Below are 24590 nucleotides of genomic sequence, written 5' to 3'. Positions count from 1 at the left end.
TCCTACAGTATAAGGAGGCAAACATGACAACATACTGTCATGTTCAGGTGGTGCCATCGTAATTATGCTGCATCTGCTGCACCATAGTGCGAATACGGTCCCGTACATGCGGAGGCTCAAGCACTTCCACGTGTACGCCAAAGCTGAGGATAAAGCCGTACAGCCAGTCGTTCTCCGGGAAGCGGCATGTTACGATGACTCTCCGGTCCTCCTCCTCCTCCAAATTCTCATGGCCAAACCATTCTTCGGCAAGATGGACCCTGTCAGGACTAAAACGCAGCACCAGCCTTATCTGGTTATCCGGCTTGTTCCAGCTTTGCTGCCAGGGCAGTTCTTCAAGCACAATCGGTTCACGGACAAATGTAGAGTCTTCGGCAATAGAGACCTCACGCATCCGGATCAGCTTGAACATCCGGAACTGCTCGCGTGCCATACAGCGGCCGTACACGTACCATTGGTGATGCTTCAGCACTAGTGTATAAGGCTCAAAGCTGCGGGAGCTTATTCGTCCCTCTGCGTCCTTGTAGCGAAAGTGGACAGGATGAAGCCCGCTGATGGCCTGCTTGAGCAGGGAGAGGACCCCCTGCAATTCCCCGCGGCCGCCCCAATCGGAATAATCCACGATGAATTGCTCGGTACGAAAACGAAAATGCTCCGCCCTGGAGGCGGGGATGATTTGCTGTATCTTCTCCAGCAGCAAGGAGGGATGGTCCGCCTCCGGATCGGAGGTTGCCAGGCTGCGCAGAGCGGTGACGATGGCGGCCAGCTCTTCATCGTTAAGCAAAGCCCGGTCAAGACGGTAGCCTTCGCTCAGGCCAATTCCTCCGCCCGCGCCCTGATAGGTCACTACAGGGATGCCTGCACAGGCAAGCGCATCAATATCGCGGTAAATGGTCCTGACTGATACCTCAAACCGTTCGGAGAGCTCCTTGGCTTGAATCATACGCCGGTTCAGCAAAAGGATAACAATGGCCAGCAGGCGATCTATTTTCACGATTTATCCGCTCCTTGGGTATTAAAAGCTGTTGTAAATGATTATAAAGCTTTGGAAGCACAGCAAAAAGCCCATCAGGACGCCAGAGTGTCCTGATGGGCTCGGAATAACGGATAAATATTACTTGTTGTTCTGAATCATCTGACGCAATACGGTTTGCAGAATGCCTCCGTTGTGGTAATAATCGATGTCCACCGTGCTGTCGAGACGGGCCGTTACCGGGAACTCGAATTTTGTGCCGTCTTCGCGCTTGGCGATAACGGTAAGAGTCTGGCCTGGTTTCACTTCGTTGTCGATACCGAGAATATCAAAGGTCTCCTGACCGTTCAGCCCAAGGCTGGACCAGCTATTGCCTTCCTGGAATTGCAGCGGCAGCACGCCCATGCCAACGAGGTTGCTGCGGTGAATCCGTTCAAAGCTTTCCGCAATGACGGCCTTCACACCAAGCAGGAATGTGCCTTTCGCCGCCCAGTCACGGGAGCTGCCTGTGCCGTACTCCTTGCCGGCGATAACGACCAGATTTTGCCCAGCTTCCTGATACTTCATGGAAGCATCGTAGATGGACATGACTTCGTCCGTAGGCAGATATTTGGTCACTCCGCCTTCCGTGCCAGGGGCAACCTGGTTGCGGATACGGATATTCGCGAACGTGCCGCGCATCATGACCTCGTGGTTGCCACGGCGGGAACCGTAGGAGTTAAAGTCCTTGCGCTCCACGCCATTCTCGGTCAGGTATTTGCCTGCCGGGCTGTTCACCGCGATATTGCCCGCCGGGGAGATATGGTCGGTCGTTACGGAGTCGCCCATCAATGCAAGCACGCGTGCGTTGCGGACCTCCTGAATGTCCTTCATGCCGTCCTGCAGCCCTTCGAAGAACGGCGGGTTCTGGATGTAGGTGGAGTTTGAATCCCACTCATACAGCTCGCCTTCCGGGACGTCAATCGCGTTCCATTTCTCGTTGGCTGTGAATACATTTTCATACTTCTTGCGGAACATATCCGGGCTGAGAGACAGACTGATGGCTTCCTTGATTTCCTCGGAGGACGGCCAGATATCCTTCAGGTAGACCGGCTGATTCTCCTGATCATAGCCGATCGGATCGTTCTGCAGGTCAATGTTGACCGTGCCTGCCAGCGCATAGGCGACAACCAGCGGAGGAGAAGCCAGATAGTTGGCTTTAACCTGTGCGTGGACACGACCTTCGAAGTTCCGGTTGCCGGACAGAACGGCCGCAACCGTCATATCGTTATCGGTGATGGCCTGGCTTACTTCTTCAGGCAATGGACCGGAGTTGCCGATACATGTTGCGCAGCCGTAGCCTGCAACGTGGAAGCCGAGCGCTTCCAGCGGATCGATCAGACCGGCCTTCTGCAAATACTCGGTGACGACAAGCGAACCCGGAGTCAAGCTGCTCTTCACATAACCCGGCTTCTTGAGGCCACGCTGTACGGCTTTCTTGGCAAGCAGGCCAGCGCCCAGCATAACGCTCGGGTTGGACGTGTTGGTGCAGCTTGTGATGGCCGCAATCACGACTGCGCCAGTGCCCATCTCGCTGGTGGAGCCGTCCTTGTGCGATACTGGCACATTTTGCGCGATCTTCTCGTCGCTCAAGCCGTAGCCGCCTTTGTCAACAGGTGTACGAATGACACTGTTGAAGTTTTCTTTCATTTGGGTGAGCTCAATCCGGTCCTGCGGACGTTTCGGTCCGGCAAGGCTCGGTACTACAGACGCAAGATCCAGCTCAATCGTATCGCTGAACACCGGATCAGGGCTATCGGCTGTGCGGAACATGCCTTGAGCTTTGTAGTATTCTTCGACAAGCGCGACTTGCTCGTCGCTGCGGCCCGTGCTGCGCAGATAAGCAAGCGTCTCGGCATCCACAGGGAAGAAACCGATCGTTGCGCCGTATTCCGGAGCCATGTTGGCGACCGTCGCGCGGTCTGCGAGGCTGATGTTCGCCAGACCCGGTCCGTAAAATTCCACAAACTTGCCGACAACGCCTTTCTTGCGCAGCATTTCCGTAACGGTAAGCGCCAGGTCTGTCGCTGTTGAGCCTTCCGCAAGGCTGCCTGTCAGCTTGAAGCCAATGACATCAGGCGTTACGAAGTAGAGCGGCTGACCAAGCATGCCTGCTTCAGCCTCGATGCCGCCAACACCCCAGCCTACAACGCCAAGACCGTTGATCATGGTCGTGTGGGAGTCCGTTCCGACCAGGGAATCCGGGAATACAACCGTTTCGCCGTCCACGGTTTTGGTAGCGGCCACGGAAGCCAGATACTCCAGGTTCACCTGATGCACAATACCGGTGGAAGGAGGAACGGCGCGGAAATTATCGAATGCCGTCTGGGCCCAGCGCAGGAAACGGTAGCGCTCCTCATTGCGCTCGAATTCGACGCCGATGTTGTAATCCAGCGCATCCTTGGAGCCGAAGGCGTCGACCATAACGGAATGGTCGATAACCAGGTCGACTGGCACAAGCGGGTTGATTTGCTTGGGATCGCCGCCAGCTTTCTTAACGGTATCCCGCATGGCCGCCAAATCAACGACAACCGGAACCCCGGTGAAATCCTGCAGCACGATACGCGCAGGAATGAAAGGGATTTCTTTATTGGCATCACGTTCTTCCGCCCACTTCGTGAGCTGCTTGACATGCTCTTCCGTAATGGCGCGTCCGTCAAACTGGCGCAGCGCCGCTTCCAGCAATACCTTGATAGAGAAAGGCAGCTTGGTTATACCCGCTTCACCCTGCTCTTCCAGAGCCTTCAGGCTGTAATAACGGTAAGATTTGCCGTTAACATCCAGGCTGCGGGCAATTGAAAACTGGTCTTTTCCTGACATTAAAATACCTCCTTGACAGAGTTGTTTCACTTGATGAAACTCTATTTCAAAATAAAAGCTTTTGTTATAAGTATACCGTTTTCATGCATGTTCGTAAAGGGTTTTAAATGCCCTTCATAGGATTCCTTCTGCGCTCATACAGATAAGATAGGAATGTCCCAGATGTCGGGCAAGCCAGGTCAAAAAAGGGGGAGAGGGCATGCTGCACCCGGATTGGAAGCAGGCATTATTCACATATGCAAACCAGTTCAACAGATGCGAGATCGAATACGGTCCGCTCAAGGAGGAGAATGTGGTTACAGACCTGCGTTTCCTGATGGAGAGAGGAGAGCGCATGGCCAGAATGAAGGAATGGCACCGGGAACGCGGCACTACTCCGATTCACGCCGAGACACGGGTCAAGCCGGTGCGTATGCTCCGGGAGACGGAAGCGGAGGTCGTGGCTGACGTCCTTCTTCATGTCCGCCTTTTTTATGACAAGGCAGGCATGACTCACCGGGAGGAGCGGGTGGAGTGCGAGCGCTTGACCTTCGGAAGGGAAGGCGCGGAATGGAGGGTAAGACGGGTGGAGAGAGTGGTCGGAGAGCAGCGGCTGTCCGGCGCGGAAGCGCCGTTTGAGTCTGCGGCATATATCCACGCCGAGAATATGCCGCTGCTTAATCATAGTGTGCTCGGTTTTGGCAGTGCGGCAAGGCAGAGCAGATACCACCGCGAAGAAGCCGCCGCCTATGCGGACCGATGGTGGAACGGTACCAATCCCGAGTTTGAAAATTTTGAAGCGAATTGTACCAATTTTGTCTCCCAATGTCTCTTTGCAGGGGGGGCGCCGATCCACTATACTGGTAAAAGAGAATCGGGCTGGTGGTATAAAGGAATGGCGGGCGGACGCGAATTGTGGAGCTATAGCTGGGCCATGGCGAACAGTCTGGGACTGTACCTGCGCTCCAGCACTTGGGGACTTGCTGCCAGTGAAGTAGCAAGACCCGATCAGCTGACGCTTGGAGATGTAATTCTGTATGACTGGGACGGAAGCGGCAGATTTCAGCACAGCACGATCGTGACGGCTTTTGATGCGGGCGGCATGCCGCTGGTTAACGCCCATACGGTATGCGCACGCCACCGATACTGGGATTATCGAGATTCCTATGCGTGGACGGAGAATACGGTCTATCGCTTCTATCATATAACGGACCAGTTTTGATTTGCTGGCATCGTTATCAGCCTGTTCAACTTGAAGAAGGAAAGCGGAGGTACATATGGTTGAGAAGAGTCTGGCCGTAGGCTTGGTATACGGGGGAAAATCGGGTGAACATGAGGTCTCGCTGCAGACTGCATTTGCCGTGATGAATGCATTTGACTTCAGTAAATATAAAATTATTCCTTTTTATATTACGAAGCAGGGCGAGTGGAGAAAGGGGGAGGAGATGGACGCACCGTTTGCAGAAGCCGGGGAGCTTAAGCTGGAGAATGCATTCGGCGGCACGAAGGCAGCCATGGACTCCCTGTTCTCCAGACTTTATGGCGGTCCGGCGGGGCCGGATATCATGTTCCCGCTGCTGCATGGCACCTTTGGCGAGGACGGGACGATCCAGGGGCTGTTCGAAATGGCCGACATGCCTTATGTGGGCGCCGGCGTCCTGGCTTCAGCCGCCGGGATGGATAAAGGCGTCATGAAGAAGCTGTTCGCCCAGGCGGGGCTTCCGCAGGTGCAGTACTGCTACTTCAGTCATGCCCAGTGGGGGAACGACCGCCATGGTCTCATTCAGGAAATGGAGGATAAGCTGGGCTACCCAAGCTTTGTAAAACCTGCGAATCTGGGCTCCAGTGTCGGCATTTCCAAAGCGCGCAACCGGGAAGAACTGGAGCAGGCCGTAGAGTTTGCGTTCCGCTATGACTTGAAGGTCATTGTCGAGGAGTTTGTCGATGCGCGCGAGATTGAGGTCAGCGTGCTTGGCAATGAAGAGCCGATTGCGTCGGTGCCCGGCGAGATCATGTCTTCGGCGGAGTATTACGATTATACCGCCAAATACACGGATGGCCAGTCCGAAATGCTGATTCCCGCGCCGATAGACGCAGAGAAGGCAGAGCAGATCCGCGCAGCGGCGCTGCACGCTTTTCGCTCGATTGAAGGCTGCGGAATAACCCGTGCCGACTTTTTCCTGCGCAAGTCCGACGGCAAGATTCTGATCAATGAGGTCAACACCATGCCGGGCTTCACGCCTTACAGTATGTACCCGCTTTTGTGGCGTGAGACGGGGCTGTCCTACGCGGAACTTCTGGACCGCATGATCAGCCTGGGGCTGGAGCGTTATGAACGCAGATCGAAACTGAACTACGAGAACATTTAACCTCTTAACCTCAGGAGATATGCCGGACGAAGGGAGTGCATGCTCCTTTTTTCCGCTTGACGGATTGAATCGCTGAAGCTTTTTCCGGGTAAGATTGGTAAGGAGGCCCCCGCCGCATATGGGGACAAGCGTGCATCAGCAGCGCGGTTAGAGGAGCATGACATTGAGCCGTAAAGGCAGCAGATCACCGGATTCGGATTTAGGCGAAACTTTGCATCAGGCACGGCGTATCCTGTTTAAAGCATCAGTGTATTGCTCGATAGAATGATATAGAAAGTAGAGTGAGCATTTTGAAGGAGAATGGCGTAGATAAGGTTCCCTATGTCGTATCAAGCAAAAGCTATACCGCTGTGGCGGTCAACGCCGCCTCCAAGGCGGGGGAATGGATCAAGAGCAGGCTGGGCACCGTCAAGCAGCTGAACACGAAGCATTCACCGCAGGATCTCGTAACCGAGGTGGATAAAGGTGCCGAACAGATGATTCGCCGGCTTATCCTGACCCATTTTCCGGACCATGCCATCCTTGGTGAAGAAGGTGTGGGGCCTGGAGCAGAGGCGTCAGCCCAAGCGCTTGCCGCCGCGCTTGAAGAGGAGTATCTCTGGATTGTTGATCCGGTGGACGGAACAACCAATTTTGTGCACGGACTTCCCTTCTACTCCGTCTCAATTGCCCTCGCTCATAAGGGTGAGGTTATCGTAGGGGTCATTTACGACCCTTCACGGGATGAGATGTTTGTGGCCGAGAAAGGTAAGGGCGTCTATGTTCATGGCAATCCCATGACCGTATCCGGGGAGAACCGTCTCTCTGACAGTCTGGTGGCTGTCGGCTTTCCGCCGGACCCCGGCTTTGCCATGCCTGTCAACATGCGGGCTGTTCAGGCTCTGGCTCCGCAGGTCAGAAGCCTGCGCGCTGTCGGGTCCGCCGCTCTGCATTTGGCATATGTGGCTGCCGGGCGACTCAGCGCTTATACGGAGGTCGGGCTGAACGCCTGGGATTTGGCCGCTGGTGCGCTGCTGGTGCAGGAAGCGGGTGGTATCGTTACGGATACGCTTGGCCAGCCTTATGATCTCGGTGTCCGGCATGTGATCGCCAGCAATGGGGCGATTCATCAGGAGCTGGCTGCCGTCTTGAAGCAAGCGGGGGCAACCGGACAGGAGTGATCCAGCCAGCGGATACATGGCTGCAGCCATAACTGCCTATACTGAATTCACAGCCGCACGCTGCGGCCGAAGGAGGAATGAAGTTATGGAAAACCCGGAAGAACTGGAACGCAGGCTGCGTGAAATGCTGACGGAAGGCGAAATGCAGACCGGGGACAGTAAGGAGCAGGAACGGGTGAATTTTGCGCCCAAGTACGAGGTCCGCATCCAGACCCGGCTTGATCCCATTGTTGAGCATACGCTGAAGTATCGCAGCATGGCCAGGGAGCTGGACGACCGCTACGAAGATTACATGAAAAGGGCGCAGCAGTCCAGGCCGACGAATGAGTGGGGTCAAAAATGAAAGATATGGTACATTTTGTGAAAATACCTCTTGCCTAAGTTTAGGGCATGGGGTATTTTTTTCTTAAAGCTTATCCGAGGATCTATCCCCGCACCGCATGAACCGTGAAGGAGGAGATATGATGGCGCATTTCATTAAAAACGCTTTCATACATGCCGGGATTCATCGTAAGATGATGCTGCTCATTTCAGTGCTGATGCTTGTCAGCTTTATTATTTTTGCGGCGGTGCTGGGTTATGTGTTCCGGATTTATGATGAACAAATGTATCTCAAGACGTCTGAAGTGCTCAATATGTCCTCCATCGGAATAGAAAATCTGCTCAAGGATATGGAGCAGCTTACCTTCAAGGTCGTGTCTGATGAGCAGTTGCAGGAGTATCTTCGGAAGCTTAAGTATGAGACGTCCCCTTACGACAAATTGGTGCTGCGCAGGAAGATTACCAACCGGCTGATTGCGTTCGCCGGATCGGAGAAATATGTCTACTCCATGATGCTGCTCGACAATCAGCGTTATGTAATGTCCGCGGGCAACCGGGAAGGCATGTCTGAGCAGCTGCAGTCAGATCTGACCCGGCTGGCGGAGGGTAAAAACGGCTCCAACGCCTGGTATGCCGGCGTTCATTCTTCACTGCTTGCGGTCCGCCAGATCAAATCCTTCAGCGATTCCTCATTTTCTCTGGAGGGCCTGGGGACATTGGTTATACGCATTCGGATGGACCGGATCGTCAATGACCGTGTGCATGATGAGGATACAGGCCAGCTTATCATCACAGACGGAACGCAAATCATTTATCCGGAAAAGCCGCTGCTTCATCCGGCTGAGCTCAGAACCGAACTGGGGAGGGAGCAGCCCTACGGAATCGGCACTTATGCGGGGGGAACGTATTTTACGGCACAGGCACGCTCTTCCTACACAGGCTGGACCTATCTTCATACAACCCCGTTTGATGATATGTTCCGCAGCATTGCAATCATTAAGCAATTGATAACTGTAATTTTTATCCTGTTGTTTATCGTTGCCTTGGTTTTAGGAGCAAGGCTGTCAGGCAGCATTACGAGGCCGATCCACCAGTTGATCGGGCACATGCGCAATATTGAGAAGGGCGATCTGGACAGGCTTGAGGAAGAGGCCCTCGGGTTCATTCCTTCAACATCCCATGATGAGGTGCGGCTGTTGCACCGGACATACAGAAAGATGATCAGTCGCATCCGCGAGCTGATCAATGAGAATTATGCCAAACAGCTGTTACTGCGGGAAACCGAATTGAAAGCGCTTCAGGCGCAGATTAATCCACATTTTTTATATAACACGCTTGAATCGGTCAATTGGCTGGCCAAGGTGAACAAGCAGCATAAAATATCGGAAATGGTCGAGGCGCTCGGTTTCCTGCTGCGCAGCGCGGTAAGCTTCCGGGAACAGTTGATTCCGCTCGCAAAGGAGCTGGACATTGTCCGCAGCTATGTCACGATCCAAACGACCCGGTTTGAAGAACGTCTCCGGTTCAGCCTGGATATCGAAGATGGCCTGGACAATGCCCTCTTCCCCAAGCTGACGCTGCAGCCGCTGGTGGAGAACGCTATCCATTATGCGCTTGAGCCACACATTGATCCATGCACCATTACGATCACTGCGCGTCAGGAGAACGGTGTGCTGCTTGTCATGGTGCAGGATGACGGTCCGGGAATGAGCAGCGAATTCCTTGCCAGGCTGCGCAGCGGTCAGGTCCGGACGCGCGGGCAGGGCATCGGCCTGAACAATATTCAGGAGCGCATCCATCTGACCTTTGGACCACAGTGGGGGCTTGAGCTGGACAGCCGGCCGGATGAAGGAACGTCGGTCACGATAAGGATTCCTTTAATTGAAGGGGGAGAACAGCATGTACAAAGTGCTGCTGGTTGATGATGAGCGTGTCATTCTGGACGGCATTTCACAGGTCGTGGATTGGAGCAGCGCCGGCACACGGCTTGTCGGAACGGCCCGCAACGGCATTGAGGCCTTTGACCAAATCCGTACAGTTCAGCCCGATATTGTGATCAGCGATATTTCCATGCCCGGCCTGGACGGCATCGGTCTTGTCGCCAAGACGTATGAGCAGTTCCCGGATATCCGCTTTATCATGCTTTCTGGCTATAAGGATTTTGATTATGCCTGCCGGGCGATGCAGTATGGAGTAAAGCATTACCTGCTGAAGCCGTGCAATGAGCAGCAAATTCAGGAGGCGCTGGCGGAACTGCTGTCAGAAAGGAAGGAGCAGCATGAGCGGGAGACCTTCGTCAGCCGCATGAAGCAGGATTTCCGCAAAATGCTGCCACATGTCAAAGAGCAATTTCTCAGGGAGCTTGTTACCAACAAAACCTATGGCAGCCGCGAGCTCGAATATTACCAGCAGCTGTTCGGCCTTGAGCTGGGCGGGCGGGAGGTCAGGATGCTGCTGCTGCGGCTGGAGGAAGCGCATGAGCCAGAGCATTTGTTTGCGTTGCAGAATATTGCCTCCGATCTGCTGCAAGGTGTGCTGTTCAGCACTACGATCGAGGGGCAGCTGCTGATCGTCATGGAGAATCCGGCTGATTCGGCGGCGCCGATCCGGGACATCGAGATGGTGAGAGCCACGTTCAGCAAATTTTACAAGCTGGAGGTGACAGCCGCGGTCAGCGAAGGGGACCGGGTGCAACATGCGAGGCGGATGTACAAGGAGACGCTGCACTGCATGAATCACCGTTTTTATACTGGAAAAGGCAGTCTGATCACCAAGGAGGATATCGCTCCGGCGGAGGCCAGAGAGAATGCGGATTTTGAAATGGATGAGGACAAATTTTGCCTGCTGGTCAAGGCGGGCAATGTGGAGGAAGCGGCTGCCGAGGTGGAGCGCCTGTTCACTATCATGGCGCAGCAAAGGTATGAAATTACAGTCACTCGTTCCTATGTACTGCAGTTGTACGCGGCGATGATCCGCATTTGTCCGCAGGAGGAACGTCCGCTCTTTACGGCGCGAATGGCGGAGCTTGCGGAGATCGGCACGCTACCGGCTTTGCAGGCCTTTGTGAAAGACGCGGTGGAGCGGCTGACGTTCATGTACTACAGGCGGAACATTTGCCGCCAATCCTCCACGGTGGAGAAGATGCTCCTGATCATCGAGGAGAACTATGCCAATGCGGAGCTTTCGCTGAACGGTGTTGCCAGCCAGATGCTGTATATGAATTCCGATTATCTCGGGAAAATATTCAAAAAAGTCACCGGAGAAACCTTCTCGCACTACGTGAACCGCTTCCGGATTGAAAGGGCGGCGGAGCACATCCGCGGCAGCGGAGATGTGAAGGTGTTCGAGCTTGCCGAAATGTTCGGGTTTGGCGGCAATGCGCAGTATTTCAGCCAGGTGTTCAAGAAATGGACCGGCATGACGCCATCCGAGTATATTAAATCTCATGATTAGCAAAACAGAGGAACCGTCTCAAGCAAGAGCGGTCCCTCTGTTTTTTGAAGATTTGAGGCCGGATTTGTGTATTCAAAACAGCGGGATGATTTGAGACAATACAACCAGGAGCAAATGAAAGCGTTAACAACAAATAAGGCATGTTTCGGTTGGGCTCCACTATACCAGCGAAAAGGGGAGAGCTACATGAAGAAAAAGAGTCTCTTGGCGGTCATGGTTCTCATGCTCATGCTGACTGCAGCCTGCAGCGGCGGAGGAGGAAGCGGCAATAATACCGGGCAAAGTTCAGGCGATGGACAGGTTACGCTTCGCATAGCCTGGTGGGGGTCGGATAAGCGCAACGAATACACGCAGCAGGTCATCGACCTGTATAAGCAAAAGCATCCAAATGTGAAAATCGATGTGGAATACGCCTTGTTCGACGACTACTGGAAAAAGCTTGCGCCGCAGGCGGCCGCCAATCAGCTGCCTGACATTATCCAGATGGACGTGTCCTATATTACCCAGTATGCGAAAAACGGGCAGCTTGAGGATCTGGGTCCATATGTGAACAAATCGGTGCAGCTTGGAGATGTAGCAGAAAACGTTCTGAAAACAGGTATCGTCGAAGGCAAGCAGTATGGAATCCCTACCGGGGTCAATGTGCTGGGATATCAATATGATCCGGCCAAGCTGAAGGAGACCGGGTTGGACATTCCGGAGAACTGGACCTGGGATCAGTACAAAGAGCTGAACAAACAGGCAGGGGCAAAAGGTGTCTATTTCGACAACGGCATGCAGGCGGATATTTTCTTCAACTACTTCCTCCGCACCAAAGGGCTGTCGCTGTACAATGCGGAAGGCAACGCGTTGGGATATGATGACGACCAGCTGTTCGTAGATTTCTTCGGGGCTATGGCTGAAAACATTAAGAGCGGCGGCACACCATCACCGGAAATTACAAGCCAGACCAAAGGCATTCTCGAAGAGAACCAGATTGTGAAGGGTAAAGGCATCGGCGAATGGCAGTGGTCCAACCAATATGTGGCATTGCAGCAGGTAGCCAACAAACCAATGGAGCTGGCTCCAATGTTTGGTCCCGACATGGAAAAAGGGATCTACATGCAGCCGTCGATGTACTGGTCCATTGCCTCCAGCTCCAAAGTAAAGGAAGAGGCGGCCAAGTTTATCGACTTCTTCATCAATGATGCGGAAGCCAACAAGCTGATCAAGGGTGAGCGGGGCGTGCCGATTTCCAGCAAGATCAAGGAAGCGATCGCGCCTGAGCTGAGTGAACAGACACAGCAGGTATTTGACTTTGTCGCCGCCATGGAGCCGAAGGCTTCGCCGATGAGTCCTCCGCCTCCGGTCGGATCGCCTGAAGTGATCGCGGCCCTGACAGACTATGCGGAACAGGTCAGTTTCGGTCAAATGACGCCTGAGGATGCGGCAGCCAGGTTCCGCGCCGATGCGAACGGCATCCTGGCTAACAACATGTAGCCTGCCAATGGTTTAAATTGTAACGGCTCTGCATGAAGGACAGGTGTGAGGACGGAGGTCCGCCGCCTGTCCCTTATGTGCCGTGCGAAACAGTGTGATATACCGTGCGTCCGGCACTGCGAAGGGGCTGGCGCGTTTAAGGAGGTTGATCCTTTTGAGGTACAAGTCTACGCTCAGAGCGGATTTGACGGGATATGCCTTTATCAGCCCGTTCATCATTGGCTTTCTGGCATTTACGTTCATTCCCATGTTTATTTCGCTGTATCTTTCCTTCACGAGTTATAATTTGTTCACCTCGCCCCGCTGGATAGGGCTGGACAATTACGAAAAAATGTTTACAGGCGATCCGAAGTATTGGACCTCTGTCAGAGTTACCTTTATGTACGTATTTCTTGGGGTGCCCTTAAGACTGATGTTCGCCTTGTTCATCGCCATGATTCTGAATACGAAATCACGCATGGTTGGTGCCTACCGGACCATGTATTATCTGCCTTCCATTATCGGGGGTAGCGTGGCCGTGTCCATTATGTGGCGGAATATTTTCAGCAACGAAGGTGTGATCAACAAGCTGCTGGGTTTGTTCGGGGCAGGACCTGTCCGTTGGTTTGGTGATCCTGACGCCGCCTTGATCATGCTGATCGCGCTGTCTGTATGGCAGTTCGGCTCCTCCATGCTTATTTTTCTGGCTGGACTGAAAAACATTCCTTACGAGATGTACGAGGCTTCCAGTGTGGACGGCGCCAGTCCGGTGCGCAAGTTTTTCAACATCACGCTGCCCTTGCTCAGCCCGATTATTCTGTTCAACCTGATTATGCAAACGATCAGCGCCTTCATGACCTTTGTGCCCGCATATATCATTTCCAAAGGCGAGGGCGGCCCGCTGGACGGCACGATGCTCTATTCGTTGTATCTGTTCCGTCAGGCGTTCATGTTTAACAATATGGGCTATGCCTCCGCGATGGCCTGGATGATGCTGATCATTATTGGGATTTTGACGGCTATTCTGTTCATAACCTCTAAATATTGGGTGTTCTACGAAGCGGAAAGGGGGCGCTAAATTATGGTCTGGAAAACGGTCAAATGGCCTCTTTACCATGTGCTTGTAGCCGCGCTGGCCATAGCGATGCTCTATCCGGTGATCTGGATGCTGTTCAGTTCATTCAAGGAAAGCCGCACCATTTTCGTTACGGCAGGCACGCTGTGGCCCACAGAATGGAAGTGGGAGAATTACCCGATTGGCTGGCAGGGCGTCTCCGGTTACAGCTTTGGCAAGTATATTTATAACTCGCTTGTGCTTGTTGTCATTTCGACCATCGGGGCGGTCATATCCTCTTCCCTGATTGCATTCGGTTTTGCCCGTCTCCGTTTCCGGGGGCGAAACTTCTGGTTTGCGCTCATGATGGTGACTCTGATGCTGCCGCATGATGTGGTACTGGTGCCGCAGTATATCATCTTTTCCAAGCTGGGCTGGCTGAATACGATCCTGCCTATCGTTGTGCCTGCCTTTTTCGGGATGCCGTTCTTCATCTTCCTGATGATTCAGTTTATCCGTACGATCCCAAGCGAGCTGGATGAGGCGGCTACCATTGACGGATGCGGCAAGTTCCGGCTGTATGCGCAAATTATTTTGCCCTTGCTGAAATCGTCACTCGCCACAGCGGCCATCTTTTCCTTCTACTGGAGATGGGAGGATCTGCTGGGACCTGTGCTCTATCTGAACTCTCCGGAAAAATACACGGTATCCATGGCACTGAAAATGTTCCTTGACAGTGAGGCGGCCTCCAACTGGGGCGGGATGTTCGCCATGTCCATCGTAAGTCTGGTTCCGGTCATTGTCGTATTTTTCTTATTCCAGAAGCAGATCGTTGAAGGAATGAGCACCAGCGGGTTGAAGGGGTAATAGGTGAACGGATGAATTTGGAAGGAATATCAAGGGGAAGAAAGGAGAGCTGGAATGAAAAGTGCGGAAGCAGCAGGCCAGTCGACAGTGAGCAGTGGGCAGGCCCAGAAGGTTGGGCAGCAGGCGGATAGGGATCAGGAGCTGACCCGGGCGGAAGGATGGAGATTCGACTTCGGGCCGGGCATCGCGGCAGAGGGTTATACGGCTGTCGGTCCTGACTGCAGATATGATGCAGATAAAGGGTATGGCTTTGAAGCCAGCGGAAGCGTGTATGGTCGTGACCGGCGTTTGAAGGAAGACGGTGGAAAGACAGGAGAGGCGGGTGGTATTGCTGTCCCATCGGGTGATGCTGTTGTGACACGCCTGCGGGGCAGCTTCTGTATCCCGCTTGGCGCCGTTTTCCGTGCCGATCTGCCGGATGGCACCTATATGGTGAACATGCTCACTGGAGATGAGCTGGCAGATACGCATACGGTGGTCAAAGCGGGGGGCAGCAAGCGCGTGCTGCCGCCCATCCGGACCGCAGCAGGGCAATTCGTGGAGCACCGCTTCTCCATTCCGGTATACGGGGGCATGCTGCGGTTGGCCTTTTCGGGCAAGGCGCCGCGTGTGAATGCGCTGGAAATTACGCCCGCCCCGCAGACGCTAACTCTTTTTCTGGCCGGTGACTCCACCGTCACGGATCAGCCTGCTTCCGGCTATCCGTATGCGGGCTGGGGACAGATGCTGCCCGCTTTGTTCAAGCATGATGTATGTGTGGACAATCACGCGGTTTCAGGCAGGAGCTCGCGCAGCTTTATTGAAGAGGGCCGGCTGGATGCGCTGCTGACCCGTATGAAGGCGGGCAATTTTCTGCTGATCCAGTTCGGGCACAACGACGAGAAAGCCGACCCGCAGCGGGGCACAGATGCGCATACGACGTATAAGGAATATTTGCGCAGATATATTGACGCTGCCCGCGCGGTGCAGGCTCAGCCGGTGCTGATTACACCGGTGCAGCGGAGATATTTTGACGAGGAGGGCCGGCTGCTGGACACGCATGGGGAGTACATCTCCGCTGTGCGTGAACTGGCTGTGGAATGCGGCGTGCCGCTGATCGATCTGGCAGAGAAGACACGCATTTTGCTGGAAACTGTGGGGCCAGAGGGCAGCAAGGAGCTGTTTATGTGGACACTGCCGGGAGAATATCTGAATTTTCCCGCCGGGACGGAGGATAACACCCATTTTCAGGAGACGGGTGCGGCCAGGATTGCGGAGCTGGTGGTGGAAGCTGTTCGTGAGCTTCAGCTTCAGCCTTTGCTGATGTATTTAAGATAATAGTGCGAGTTCAAAAAGTCAGGTTTTCAGCACCGAGAAGGTTGGATGAAGCTAGGGACTGAGGAGCGGAGCGTACTTGGGGTACGTGAGCACCGGAAGGCCCGGCTGAATTCAAGATTCGATGTCGAGTTCGCTTCCTGATTTGCTTCGTGATCAAAAGATGACTTTTTGAACAACCTCTAACAGGGAGTTATATGGATATGCAGATGAATGAACGGGAGGAGCTGTTGGAAATGCCGGCACTTGTTTTTGATGAGGAGCATGTAAGACAGGTCATGGATCGGGTAGTGGAAAGAACCTTCAATATGGATTTCAGCTGGGACTGGCCCGGCGGAGTGGCATTTTACGGGGTATGCGAGGCCTATGATGCCACGGGGAAGGAGGAATACCTGCACAAGCTGAAGGCCTGGGTGGATGAGAATATCGAGGATGGGCTGCCGAAGCTGTCGGTGAACGGGGTGTCCATCGGGCACTGTCTGCTGACGCTGTATCAGGCGACCGATGACGAGAAGTATCTGAATATTGCCAAGGAAATGGCCGAGTTTCTGGCGAATAAGGCGGAGCGGTTCGCGGACGGCATTTTCCAACACACCGTCAATTCGCTGCATGATGTATTTCCGCAGCAGGCGTGGGTGGATACGATGTTTATGGCCGGGTACTATTTGCTCAGAATCGGTCATCTGTTGGGGAAAAAGGAGTACTTTGACGATGGCCTGAAGCAGTATCACGGCCACGAGGAATTTCTGCAGGACCCGGATACGAATCTGTACTACCATGGCTGGGACCATGTGAACCAGAATCATATGTCCGGCATGTATTGGGCGCGTGGCAATTCCTGGGCGGCCTTGACCATGGCCAAAGCGTTGAAGCTGATCGAGGTGCAGCATCCGTCTTATATGATCATAGCGGGGTCTCTGCGTGATCAAATGAGCGCACTTGTCCGTCTGCAGTCGCCGGAAGGGCTGTGGCATACGGTTCTGGATGACGAAACCTCCTATCTGGAAGCGTCGGGATCGGCGGGTATTGCAACGGCGCTGCTGATGCAGGGCCGGCTCTACAACAAATATGCGCAGAAGGCCATTGATGGCATTCTGTCCACCATCAAGGAGGACGGTACAGTTACAGGCGTATCGGCAGGCACGGCCGTCATGAACGATATCGACGGCTACCGGAACGTTCCTTACAAGCGGATTCAAGGCTGGGGCCAGGGGCTCACGCTGGCATTTCTGGCCGAGCTGCTGCGCACGAAAGAAAATCCTTTTGGATGACGGCTGGGTATTTTGGTGAGGCAAAAGTTTTCGGCGAGGCAAGGGAGGATAGAGCATGAATGCTGGAGAGTTGAACAGGCAGAACAAGGGAAGCTGCTTCTGGGTCATTCCTGACGGTTACATTCCGCCGGACAGCAGCGGGGGGCTGGTTAGTCATGAGAGCATCTGTGTTCTGAACTGCGGAGAGGCGGCGGCACAACTGCGGATTCATATTTATTTCGAGGACCGAGAGCCGTTGGAAGGGATTGGGGAGATCGTTGAGGGAAGACGGACCCGCCATATTCGCACTGCTTCTCTGGAAAAGGCCGGAGAACGGATTCCAGAGGGGGTGCCTTACGCGATCACGGTTGAGAGCGATGTGCCGGTGTTCGTCCAGTACAGCCGGCTCGACACGACCCAGCCAGAGCTGGCCTTGATGAGCGTGATGGCTTATCCGGCGGATAAGTGAAACGATATAGCTGCAAAAGCATAAGGGGAGCCCCATAAGGTCCATTGGCCTGAGGCTCTCTTTTGTTTGTAATAACAGAACAATATGCACCTTTAACTTTCACTTGTAGGAATCTTATTAACGATTTTCCATTGACCATCCTGATAGGTTAAAGTTACTTTTGCAGAGAGCGCACCCTGATTTGAACGATATTTAGTGACCTCTATAGTGATACTATTCTTGTTATCCGACTGCTCTTGCTTTTCAATTTTCAGTAGAATCCCTTTCAGTGTGGTCCCTCCCTGGTCATACAATTCTTCTTTAACCAATTGTTCATATGTGAGATTATAAATCTTAACGTTAAATTTATTATGAAGGTACCTCTCAATACTTTGCTTATCAGAATCCTCTAACGGAAGTTCTTTATCGAAATCCAGTGAAATGTACTCAATGTTTTCATTGAGAGCTGTATCTGTTGATATTAATTCATCCAACGCTAAACGATAAGGTTCACTGAGTTCATTCTGAGAACCTGAGCTTGTAACGCCATTAGCGCAGGCCGATGTTAGAAAAACCACTAAAACACATAGAACAAAATACAACGACTTTACTTTTATGACAATCCCCTCCTTGATACTGGTTACCTAAAATAACGTACTCAAAACCGGAAATGTTGCACAATAGAAAAGCAACCCGCGAGGGGCTGCTTTTCAAATATTTTAAGTTAAATATTACTTTCCTCGCCTTCTGGAAGGAATTTTCTTGGAATATTATTTTCCTTGTTATATTTTTCGATCTGATCAATTTCATTTTGAATATTGTTAAAATCAAAACTGTGGGTATCTGTACTATTTTCGACCAAGCCTTGGGGTTGGGCACTAATATTAAACTTCCCTTGGGCTTGTCCTACCAAGTAATAGCCGAAGTCGTCTTTATCCGGTCTTAATCCTTTATTAGCACTAAGGAATACAATGACTTCTTCTCCAATATTTAATGTAGGGGCTGCTGCTTCATCGAGAGTGTACACCATATCATCAGTTTCCCCGCCATTCACCCGTATTTCCACCGTCTCACCAGGTTCCCCCTTATAAACAGTATGGACCCTAATCGTAGTATCAGTGACAGGAAATCCTTCAAAATCTTTTTGGACTTCTTGAGAAATGACGGTTCCAGATACAATAACATCTGCTTCATTTACAAGCTGATTCTTCTCATATTGGACAACCTCGGCATCAGAATGAATAACAACTTTATAAGTGTCATCTGAAACGGAGTTTTCACCATCACTTGCTTTCAATAAATTGCTTTTCCATCTCGATACGGAATATTGAGCTGCCTCTCTATCGGCAGTAGTGAGCGTTCTTTTGTAATCGGTATTCATTGATCCCACTCCGTACATGGTATCATCATATACCGGTGAATGCCCTACACGAAGGGCGTGGCCCAATTCATGAGTCATCGTACTTTGAATATCATAATAACCCGGTTTGGGGGAAGTAGACCAGTTCTGACTAGTGTTGATCCTTATGTCTGATTCAATAACTCTATTGGAAGAGTTAACATAGGGTAAATGTTCACCGGTAAAAGAGTTGGCTCCGTATGCATTTTTGGTAATGGTATTGATGCCGTCTTGACTCGGGCTGCTAGAACTAGTCTCTGCGGAAGACTTGTATAAAAAACTACCTGACGGTAATGCAGTATTCCATTGACTCATTGCAGTTTGAATTTGTGTTTTGGTAGTAGTATCAAAAGTGGATTGGACAGTATACGTGGCACTTGATCTTCCCTGGGTCCAAATTGTAGAGTACAATTCATGACTGTAAGCGGCGAAAGATGTTCCTGCACTGCTCATTAACAAAAGTACCGAACCCGCTATAATTAAAGGTTTTTTCAATTGTTTTTTAGACATCTTGTTACCCTCCCAATAAGACTAGAATTAAGTATCAGCACGCTTTTATAAAATCGAAACTCTAATCATAGGTAATACAGATTTCAAATGTATTACAAAAAGAGCACCTCCTATCAAGATGAGCTGCCCTGGTATTCCCCACTTTATAAAGCATAATTATTGTAATCTATATTCTAAGTTGCTCGCTTTACTATGGCAGAGTAAAGAGCCACTCAAATTTCAATGCCATTGTAACAGATGGGAGCGGGTGTTATCCTGCTATCTGATGCAAAAAAAAGCATTCACTATATAGACACATTGAATGGTAAAAAGTTGTGTTAAAGTTTGATTTTTTTAAAATATAAATCTTCTCCTTAAGGGCACCAATGCATCAACTTGAGCGGGACATCCGGATCGCTTCAATGCCTGCATAAATTCTTCTGATTGAAAACGTCTGCCAATAAATACACTTTTGTTTTACCCCTATCAAAGCCCACTTCATAAGGATTTCAATGATGCCATTAACAGCCTTCTGATATGATCCTAAGATTGACATTCTCCTTTTAACGCGGCTGGTGTAATCAGGTGTCTTCTTAAATACAACTGGTAGATAACAAGAAGCGCGATGTACAAGACAAACAATGCGAGATAAATATTGCTGTACATGAAGTTACCTTGAGCAGAATAAAACGGATTCCATTGCTGTTCGGCGCCCTGATCGAGAATCTTACTGTAAATCAGCGTAGAGATGGTGCCGGATAGAAAGTTGATCATGGACAGGAGGCCCATGCCGACTCCGCCCTTGGGCTGCTCATCCGTCAAATACTTGCGGTAAAACGGCAGCATGAATATCATCAGCAGCGGTATAGCGAAGAGCCAGCGCCAATGGAGGGTGCCTACCACTAGCGCGGAAACAACCGGCCCTATCGCGTTGCCCAGTGCAAGTCCCGTGGCGGATATTCCGAGCGCCCTTCCCCGGTTTTCGGGCGGGAAGTAACGGATAGGGATCAGCATGGCCATCACCGGTATAATGGAAGCGCCAGCTGCCTGCAGAATGCGTCCGGCAATGACCATCCAGAAGGTCTGCGCTGACAAGCCGGTCAGTGACCCGATAGCCAGAACCGCCAGACCGAAGGTGAGCAGCGACTTAAGGCGGTATTTATCGGCCAGCTTGCCGAAGATGGCTACCCCAATGGCATAAAAAAGCGTATAAAAGGAGAATACCCAGCTTACCTGTGTTACCGAGATTCCCAATTCTTCTCTCATCTGCGGAAGTACGATATTGAACATGGTCGCGTTCATGACCGAAATGACCATCGTAAAGGCCAGAACGCGCATTAATCTGATGCCTGTCTGTAGATCAGTTTCCATGGTATTCATTGAGTTGTCCTCCATCCAGCCATCTTTTTTCGAACTGCGGCATATTGAATCTTTCGCTCTGCTGCCACTTATATTACAATTGGAATTACATAATTAAAAATATATCTTAATATATATTCATATCCTTAGGTATATTAATTGGAGGTCTGCCAAATGGAACTGCTACAGTTAAGGTATTTTCAAAAGGTAGCCAGGCTGGAGGATGAATTGGGCATACCACTGTTCGATCGCCGCAACCGCCAAATTCAATTAAACGAGTATGGCAGGGCTTTTCTCTCGAAGGTAGATGAGGCGCTCCATGCGCTTGAGGAAGGTAAAAGAGAGTTATCCGATCTGGCGGGGACAGCTCGTGGAAAAATATCCGTCGCGACCAATGCGCTGGCCCGTTTGACCGGTCCGATCAGGCGGTTTCGCGAGCGGCGTCCGGAGGTCAATTTTCGCATTTTACAAATCGCTCCTTCGGCCACAGGAGATATGGTGAATCTCTTGAATAAGGGCGAGGCAGATCTCTGCTTTACGGCTGCGGCACTTAATCAACCGGGAATTAGAGAAATACCGGTTATGCATGCCGATATCTATCTGGCCGTTCCCCCGGGACACCGGCTGGAAGGGAGAGACAGCATTACGCTGCAGGAAACGGGTCAGGAACCTTTCATCGAATACAAGGAAGGCCATCCGTTCAGGGAGATGAATGAGGAACTGCGCCGTCAGGCGGGAATACGCCCGGAAATTGTATGTGAGGTGGAAGAGCCGTCCGCGCTTGGCAGCCTGGTGCAGGCGGGGCTGGGCGTCGCACTGGTCCCGGCCTGCAAAAGCGATGAATCACCGACAGCGGTAGCTTTGCTGCAAATTCCGGGGGCGCAGCGCACGTTCACTATAGCTTCATGCGAAAATCGTTATTTATCGTTTGCTGCACAGGAGCTTCAACGGTTCTTGATTCAGTATTATAAGAAGCTGTGAAAATTTACTTTTCAAATTAGATACTTGATAATGTGAATGAATAGCGTTATTATAGACTCGTTAAGTCTTGAATAAAGGTGTGACTCCATGAAATATTCACAAGCAACCGACTATGCGCTGCATGCGATGCTCTATCTGGTGGCTGCCGCACCGGATAAGCCTGTGGGGGTAGCGGTTTTGGCCGAGAAGATGGGCGTTTCCCAAACCTATTTGTCCAAAATGCTGACCAAGCTGGTCAAAGCTGGGCTGATTCAATCCGTTTCAGGTGCAAATGGCGGGTATCGGCTGCGGCGCAGCTATGAAGATATTTCTTTTTTGGACGTGATTCATGCGATCGAAGGAACAGCCTCCATGTTTGAATGCAGCCTGGATCACGGCAGCGAATGTCTCGTTCAGCAGGTGGTGGTCGAAGCCGAGCAGCAGTTGGAGCAGTTTCTGGGCAACAAGAAAATCGCTGATGTGGCGAAACGAATGAAGGCGGAATAGTCATCCGCCGTTTTCATTGGCTCTATTGTGGATATAAAGAGTCTGTTATAACCTTTACTAGAGATTGTTTTACTAAAAGGATGAGCTTAACTGGATTTCGATGAATACAAACTCAAATACAGAAAGGATGACTTTGATGACGATGGATACGCTAGACCCGCGATTTTGGGAGGAAGCCTGGAAGAACGATCCACACACATTTGCTAATCGGATGCAACAGGCGGGCCTTGATCCTGCGCATAGCTTTGATCACAAGGCCAAGGAATTTAACAAGCAGGTGTTCAGCGAGGAGGGGGTCCGGAGAACGGAGAGGATTATCGGCTGGCTGGAGAATCAAGGCGTGAATGTTGCGGGGGCTTCCGTGCTGGATGTAGGCGCAGCGTCGGGCGGCTTCGCGATTCCTTTTGCCGAACGTGGAGCGAAGGTCACAGCAGTGGAGCCGAACGTTCCCCTGTCTGATTTGCTGCTGGAAAATGCGGGCAGGCTGGAATCCGGAAGTGTAAAATTGGTGCGGGAGACCTTTGAAGCGATTGATCTTGAAGCTGCGGGCTGGAGGAATGCATTTGATATCGTGTTTGCCTCGATGTCCCCGGCGGTCAGGGATTGGCAAAGTGTAGAGAACCTTATCAGCTGTGCCAGCCGCTTCTGTTATATCAGCCTGTCAGCAGGCGGCACTGAGCATGGACTGCTGGATGAAATCATACCACTCATTACGGGCCGGAGAAGAGAGCACGGGAATTCAGAGATGTATTATTTGCTGCAGCTCCTGTACCTGAAAGGGTATTCCTATACCTCGCTCGTTACCCGTGAAATGAAAACCGTTGAAAAGTCCATTGAAGAGGCTGTTCATGAAGTGATGGCCATGCTCCGTGTACAGCAGCAGCCCGATGATCAGCGTGCCCTGAGCATCGTTACAGACTATTTGCACCAGACTTATCCTGACAACAAGGTGGTTTTCCAGCAGGGAGGGCGTTTCGGCAAAGTGCTGATTCAAACCCGTGATCAAAATATGTACAGTAAACGAGGCTAAAGGAAGTTAGCCCAACAACCATAGATGTTACGGACTGTAGGGACGTTATTTGCGAAATTTCGCTAATAAAATTAAGTTTGCGGACAGGAAAGATCTTATTCGCCTAAAACAGTTAACGAACAGCAGATATTTCCGCATATAACTGCAACTCAGTCCGGGTGTGGGTGAAATAAGCCTTATTTCATAACAATAAGGGCTTCCCTGTCCTTTTTGTAAATGTCGCTCATTGTCCTGAATAGGAAAAGGTCTGCCCAAGGCACTGTATAACCTTTGGGGCAGACCTTGAATTTTTTCATTAAACAAATCAGGTTGCTTCAATCCCCGAAATAGTTGATTCCCATCGCCTCCCGCACCTCGAGCATCGTCTCGCGGGCAACGGCACGCGCTTTGCGTGTACCTTCCACCAGAATTTCATCGATATGATTCATCCTGCCGGCAAGGCCGCTGCGCCGTTCCCGGATGGGCTCCAGCAGCTCATTTACCGCTTGGGTGGCAAGCTGCTTGCAGTCCGTGCAGCCGATCGCGCCTTTGGAGCATAGCTCATGGATGTCTGCGCATTGCTCCGGTCTGAAGTGCCGGTGATATTCGTATACCGGGCAGATATCCGGGTGGCCCGGATCATGCCTGCGAACGCGCGCCGGGTCTGTCTTGGCCTTGGCCAGCTTCAGCTCAACCTCTTCATGGGAAGAGTCAAGGTACAGGGCGTTGCCCAGGCTTTTGCTCATCTTGCTTCCTCCGTCCAGGCCGGTAAGTCTGCCGCCAATCAGAATGCGAGGCTCCTTGAACACAGAGCGGTAAAGCTCGTTGAAGCGGCGTACTATTTTACGAGCCTGCTCGATATGCGGAATCTGATCTTCCCCGGCCGGAACAAGGGTTGCCTTACAGAAGGCGATGTCTGCCGCCTGGCTCACCGGATAGCCCAGAAACCCGTAATACATGTCATTATAGCCGCGTTCCTTGGCTTCACTCTTCACCGTTGGATTGTGACGTAACGAATTGACGGTAACGAACATGGAGAAATATTGGGTCAGCTCCGCAATTTCCGGAATCATGGACTGGATGAACAGGGTGGCACGTTCGGGATCAATCCCGACAGCCAAATAATCGAGTGCGACCTGTCTCACACTGTCCGCAATCAGCCCGGGATGTTCAAAATGCGTAGTCAGCGCCTGCACATCGGCGAGCAGAATGAAAGTAGGGTACACATGCTGGAGCTCGACGCGGCTGCGCAGGCTTCCCACATAGTGGCCAAGGTGCAGCTTGCCGGTCGTCCGGTCCCCGGTCAGAATAATATCGCTTGTCATTGTAATTCCTCCCTGAATGGATATTTTTGAACAATTT

Annotated in this window: 21 protein-coding genes; 15 read left to right on the top strand and 6 right to left on the bottom strand. The window is 51.8% G+C overall.

The genetic code is table 11. The annotated features are described in order from the left end of the window. Nucleotides 1-43: 43 nt before the first annotated feature. Complete coding sequence (locus ACE41H_RS22945; protein WP_375357892.1) at nt 44-994, bottom strand: helix-turn-helix transcriptional regulator; 951 nt, start codon at nt 992-994, stop codon at nt 44-46. A gap of 120 nt (nt 995-1114) precedes the next feature. Next, nucleotides 1115-3832 (bottom strand): aconitate hydratase AcnA, encoded by a 2718-nt coding sequence (acnA, locus tag ACE41H_RS22940; RefSeq protein ID WP_375357891.1) that lies wholly within the window; start codon nt 3830-3832, stop codon nt 1115-1117. 199 nt (nt 3833-4031) lie between these two features. On the opposite strand from acnA, the gene ACE41H_RS22935 reads away from it, so the two are divergent. From ACE41H_RS22935 to ACE41H_RS22880, 12 genes are all read left to right on the top strand, one after another. Next, nucleotides 4032-5033: an amidase domain-containing protein gene (locus ACE41H_RS22935; protein ID WP_375357890.1), complete on the top strand. Its 1002-nt coding sequence runs from the start codon at nt 4032-4034 to the stop codon at nt 5031-5033. 55 nt (nt 5034-5088) lie between these two features. Next, nucleotides 5089-6180, top strand: a complete 1092-nt coding sequence (locus tag ACE41H_RS22930) for a D-alanine--D-alanine ligase (protein ID WP_375357889.1) — start codon at nt 5089-5091, stop codon at nt 6178-6180. A gap of 281 nt (nt 6181-6461) precedes the next feature. Next, nucleotides 6462-7340: an inositol monophosphatase family protein gene (locus tag ACE41H_RS22925; RefSeq protein ID WP_375357888.1), complete on the top strand. Its 879-nt coding sequence runs from the start codon at nt 6462-6464 to the stop codon at nt 7338-7340. Between the two features lie 85 nt (nt 7341-7425). Further along, entirely contained in the window at nt 7426-7683 is a 258-nt protein-coding gene (locus ACE41H_RS22920; protein ID WP_375357887.1) for a hypothetical protein, read from the top strand. A gap of 121 nt (nt 7684-7804) precedes the next feature. After that, nucleotides 7805-9583, top strand: a complete 1779-nt coding sequence (locus ACE41H_RS22915; protein ID WP_375357886.1) for a sensor histidine kinase — start codon at nt 7805-7807, stop codon at nt 9581-9583. Continuing rightward, nucleotides 9561-11114 carry a response regulator transcription factor gene (locus tag ACE41H_RS22910; RefSeq protein WP_375357885.1) on the top strand — a complete coding sequence of 518 codons (1554 nt, stop codon included), beginning with the start codon at nt 9561-9563 and terminating at the stop codon, nt 11112-11114. The genes ACE41H_RS22915 and ACE41H_RS22910 overlap by 23 nt, the downstream gene beginning before the upstream one ends. A 186-nt stretch (nt 11115-11300) precedes the next feature. Continuing rightward, nucleotides 11301-12593, top strand: a complete 1293-nt coding sequence (locus ACE41H_RS22905; protein WP_375357884.1) for an ABC transporter substrate-binding protein — start codon at nt 11301-11303, stop codon at nt 12591-12593. Nucleotides 12594-12747: 154 nt separating this feature from the next. Then, nucleotides 12748-13650, top strand: a complete 903-nt coding sequence (locus tag ACE41H_RS22900; RefSeq protein ID WP_375357883.1) for a carbohydrate ABC transporter permease — start codon at nt 12748-12750, stop codon at nt 13648-13650. 3 nt (nt 13651-13653) lie between these two features. Next, a complete protein-coding gene (locus ACE41H_RS22895; RefSeq protein ID WP_375357881.1) occupies nt 13654-14493 on the top strand; it encodes a carbohydrate ABC transporter permease in 840 nt (279 codons plus the stop codon). A 54-nt stretch (nt 14494-14547) separates the two neighbouring features. Continuing rightward, nucleotides 14548-15810, top strand: a complete 1263-nt coding sequence (locus ACE41H_RS22890; RefSeq protein ID WP_375357880.1) for a rhamnogalacturonan acetylesterase — start codon at nt 14548-14550, stop codon at nt 15808-15810. 233 nt (nt 15811-16043) lie between these two features. Continuing rightward, the gene (locus tag ACE41H_RS22885) at nt 16044-17078 is read left to right on the top strand and encodes a glycoside hydrolase family 88/105 protein (RefSeq protein ID WP_375357903.1); all 1035 of its coding nucleotides are present in this window, start codon (nt 16044-16046) and stop codon (nt 17076-17078) included. Nucleotides 17079-17133: 55 nt separating this feature from the next. Further along, the gene (locus ACE41H_RS22880; RefSeq protein ID WP_375357879.1) at nt 17134-17526 is read left to right on the top strand and encodes a sensory rhodopsin transducer; all 393 of its coding nucleotides are present in this window, start codon (nt 17134-17136) and stop codon (nt 17524-17526) included. A 92-nt stretch (nt 17527-17618) separates the two neighbouring features. Here ACE41H_RS22880 and ACE41H_RS22875 read toward each other — a convergent pair whose 3' ends face one another. From ACE41H_RS22875 to ACE41H_RS22865, 3 genes are all read right to left on the bottom strand, one after another. Then, the gene (locus ACE41H_RS22875; protein ID WP_375357878.1) at nt 17619-18107 is read right to left on the bottom strand and encodes a hypothetical protein; all 489 of its coding nucleotides are present in this window, start codon (nt 18105-18107) and stop codon (nt 17619-17621) included. A gap of 122 nt (nt 18108-18229) precedes the next feature. Beyond that, the gene (locus ACE41H_RS22870) at nt 18230-19414 is read right to left on the bottom strand and encodes a matrixin family metalloprotease (protein ID WP_375357877.1); all 1185 of its coding nucleotides are present in this window, start codon (nt 19412-19414) and stop codon (nt 18230-18232) included. 522 nt (nt 19415-19936) lie between these two features. Further along, nucleotides 19937-20773 (bottom strand): MFS transporter, encoded by an 837-nt coding sequence (locus ACE41H_RS22865; RefSeq protein ID WP_375357876.1) that lies wholly within the window; start codon nt 20771-20773, stop codon nt 19937-19939. A 153-nt stretch (nt 20774-20926) separates the two neighbouring features. Here ACE41H_RS22865 and ACE41H_RS22860 point away from each other — a divergent pair, with 153 nt between their 5' ends. The 3 genes from ACE41H_RS22860 (at nt 20927) to ACE41H_RS22850 (ending at nt 23249) form a co-directional block, all read left to right on the top strand. Next, complete coding sequence (locus ACE41H_RS22860; RefSeq protein WP_375357875.1) at nt 20927-21733, top strand: LysR substrate-binding domain-containing protein; 807 nt, start codon at nt 20927-20929, stop codon at nt 21731-21733. An 87-nt stretch (nt 21734-21820) separates the two neighbouring features. Continuing rightward, nucleotides 21821-22219, top strand: a complete 399-nt coding sequence (locus tag ACE41H_RS22855; protein WP_375357874.1) for an RrF2 family transcriptional regulator — start codon at nt 21821-21823, stop codon at nt 22217-22219. 136 nt (nt 22220-22355) lie between these two features. Further along, nucleotides 22356-23249: a class I SAM-dependent methyltransferase gene (locus ACE41H_RS22850; protein WP_375357873.1), complete on the top strand. Its 894-nt coding sequence runs from the start codon at nt 22356-22358 to the stop codon at nt 23247-23249. A gap of 314 nt (nt 23250-23563) precedes the next feature. Here the strand turns inward: ACE41H_RS22850 and trpS are convergent, their stop codons facing one another. Continuing rightward, nucleotides 23564-24553: a tryptophan--tRNA ligase gene (gene trpS, locus ACE41H_RS22845; RefSeq protein WP_375357872.1), complete on the bottom strand. Its 990-nt coding sequence runs from the start codon at nt 24551-24553 to the stop codon at nt 23564-23566. Nucleotides 24554-24590: the final 37 nt, after the last annotated feature.

Origin of the sequence: Paenibacillus enshidis (genome assembly GCF_042136365.1) — a bacterium.
Lineage (GTDB): Bacteria > Bacillota > Bacilli > Paenibacillales > Paenibacillaceae > Paenibacillus > Paenibacillus enshidis.
Note: the sequence above shows the minus strand (reverse complement) of the source record. Positions and strands in the feature narration are given on the sequence as shown.

Coding starts and splice junctions, on each gene's coding strand:
- trpS (WP_375357872.1), bottom strand. CDS start 24,553: ATGACAAGCGATATTATTCTGACCGGGGACCGGACGACCGGCAAGCTG.
- acnA (WP_375357891.1), bottom strand. CDS start 3,832: ATGTCAGGAAAAGACCAGTTTTCAATTGCCCGCAGCCTGGATGTTAAC.
- ACE41H_RS22880 (WP_375357879.1), top strand. CDS start 17,134: ATGAATGCTGGAGAGTTGAACAGGCAGAACAAGGGAAGCTGCTTCTGG.
- ACE41H_RS22930 (WP_375357889.1), top strand. CDS start 5,089: ATGGTTGAGAAGAGTCTGGCCGTAGGCTTGGTATACGGGGGAAAATCG.
- ACE41H_RS22890 (WP_375357880.1), top strand. CDS start 14,548: ATGAAAAGTGCGGAAGCAGCAGGCCAGTCGACAGTGAGCAGTGGGCAG.
- ACE41H_RS22905 (WP_375357884.1), top strand. CDS start 11,301: ATGAAGAAAAAGAGTCTCTTGGCGGTCATGGTTCTCATGCTCATGCTG.
- ACE41H_RS22850 (WP_375357873.1), top strand. CDS start 22,356: ATGACGATGGATACGCTAGACCCGCGATTTTGGGAGGAAGCCTGGAAG.
- ACE41H_RS22860 (WP_375357875.1), top strand. CDS start 20,927: ATGGAACTGCTACAGTTAAGGTATTTTCAAAAGGTAGCCAGGCTGGAG.
- ACE41H_RS22865 (WP_375357876.1), bottom strand. CDS start 20,773: ATGAATACCATGGAAACTGATCTACAGACAGGCATCAGATTAATGCGC.
- ACE41H_RS22920 (WP_375357887.1), top strand. CDS start 7,426: ATGGAAAACCCGGAAGAACTGGAACGCAGGCTGCGTGAAATGCTGACG.
- ACE41H_RS22855 (WP_375357874.1), top strand. CDS start 21,821: ATGAAATATTCACAAGCAACCGACTATGCGCTGCATGCGATGCTCTAT.
- ACE41H_RS22915 (WP_375357886.1), top strand. CDS start 7,805: ATGGCGCATTTCATTAAAAACGCTTTCATACATGCCGGGATTCATCGT.
- ACE41H_RS22910 (WP_375357885.1), top strand. CDS start 9,561: ATGTACAAAGTGCTGCTGGTTGATGATGAGCGTGTCATTCTGGACGGC.
- ACE41H_RS22885 (WP_375357903.1), top strand. CDS start 16,044: ATGCCGGCACTTGTTTTTGATGAGGAGCATGTAAGACAGGTCATGGAT.
- ACE41H_RS22870 (WP_375357877.1), bottom strand. CDS start 19,414: ATGTCTAAAAAACAATTGAAAAAACCTTTAATTATAGCGGGTTCGGTA.
- ACE41H_RS22935 (WP_375357890.1), top strand. CDS start 4,032: ATGCTGCACCCGGATTGGAAGCAGGCATTATTCACATATGCAAACCAG.
- ACE41H_RS22895 (WP_375357881.1), top strand. CDS start 13,654: ATGGTCTGGAAAACGGTCAAATGGCCTCTTTACCATGTGCTTGTAGCC.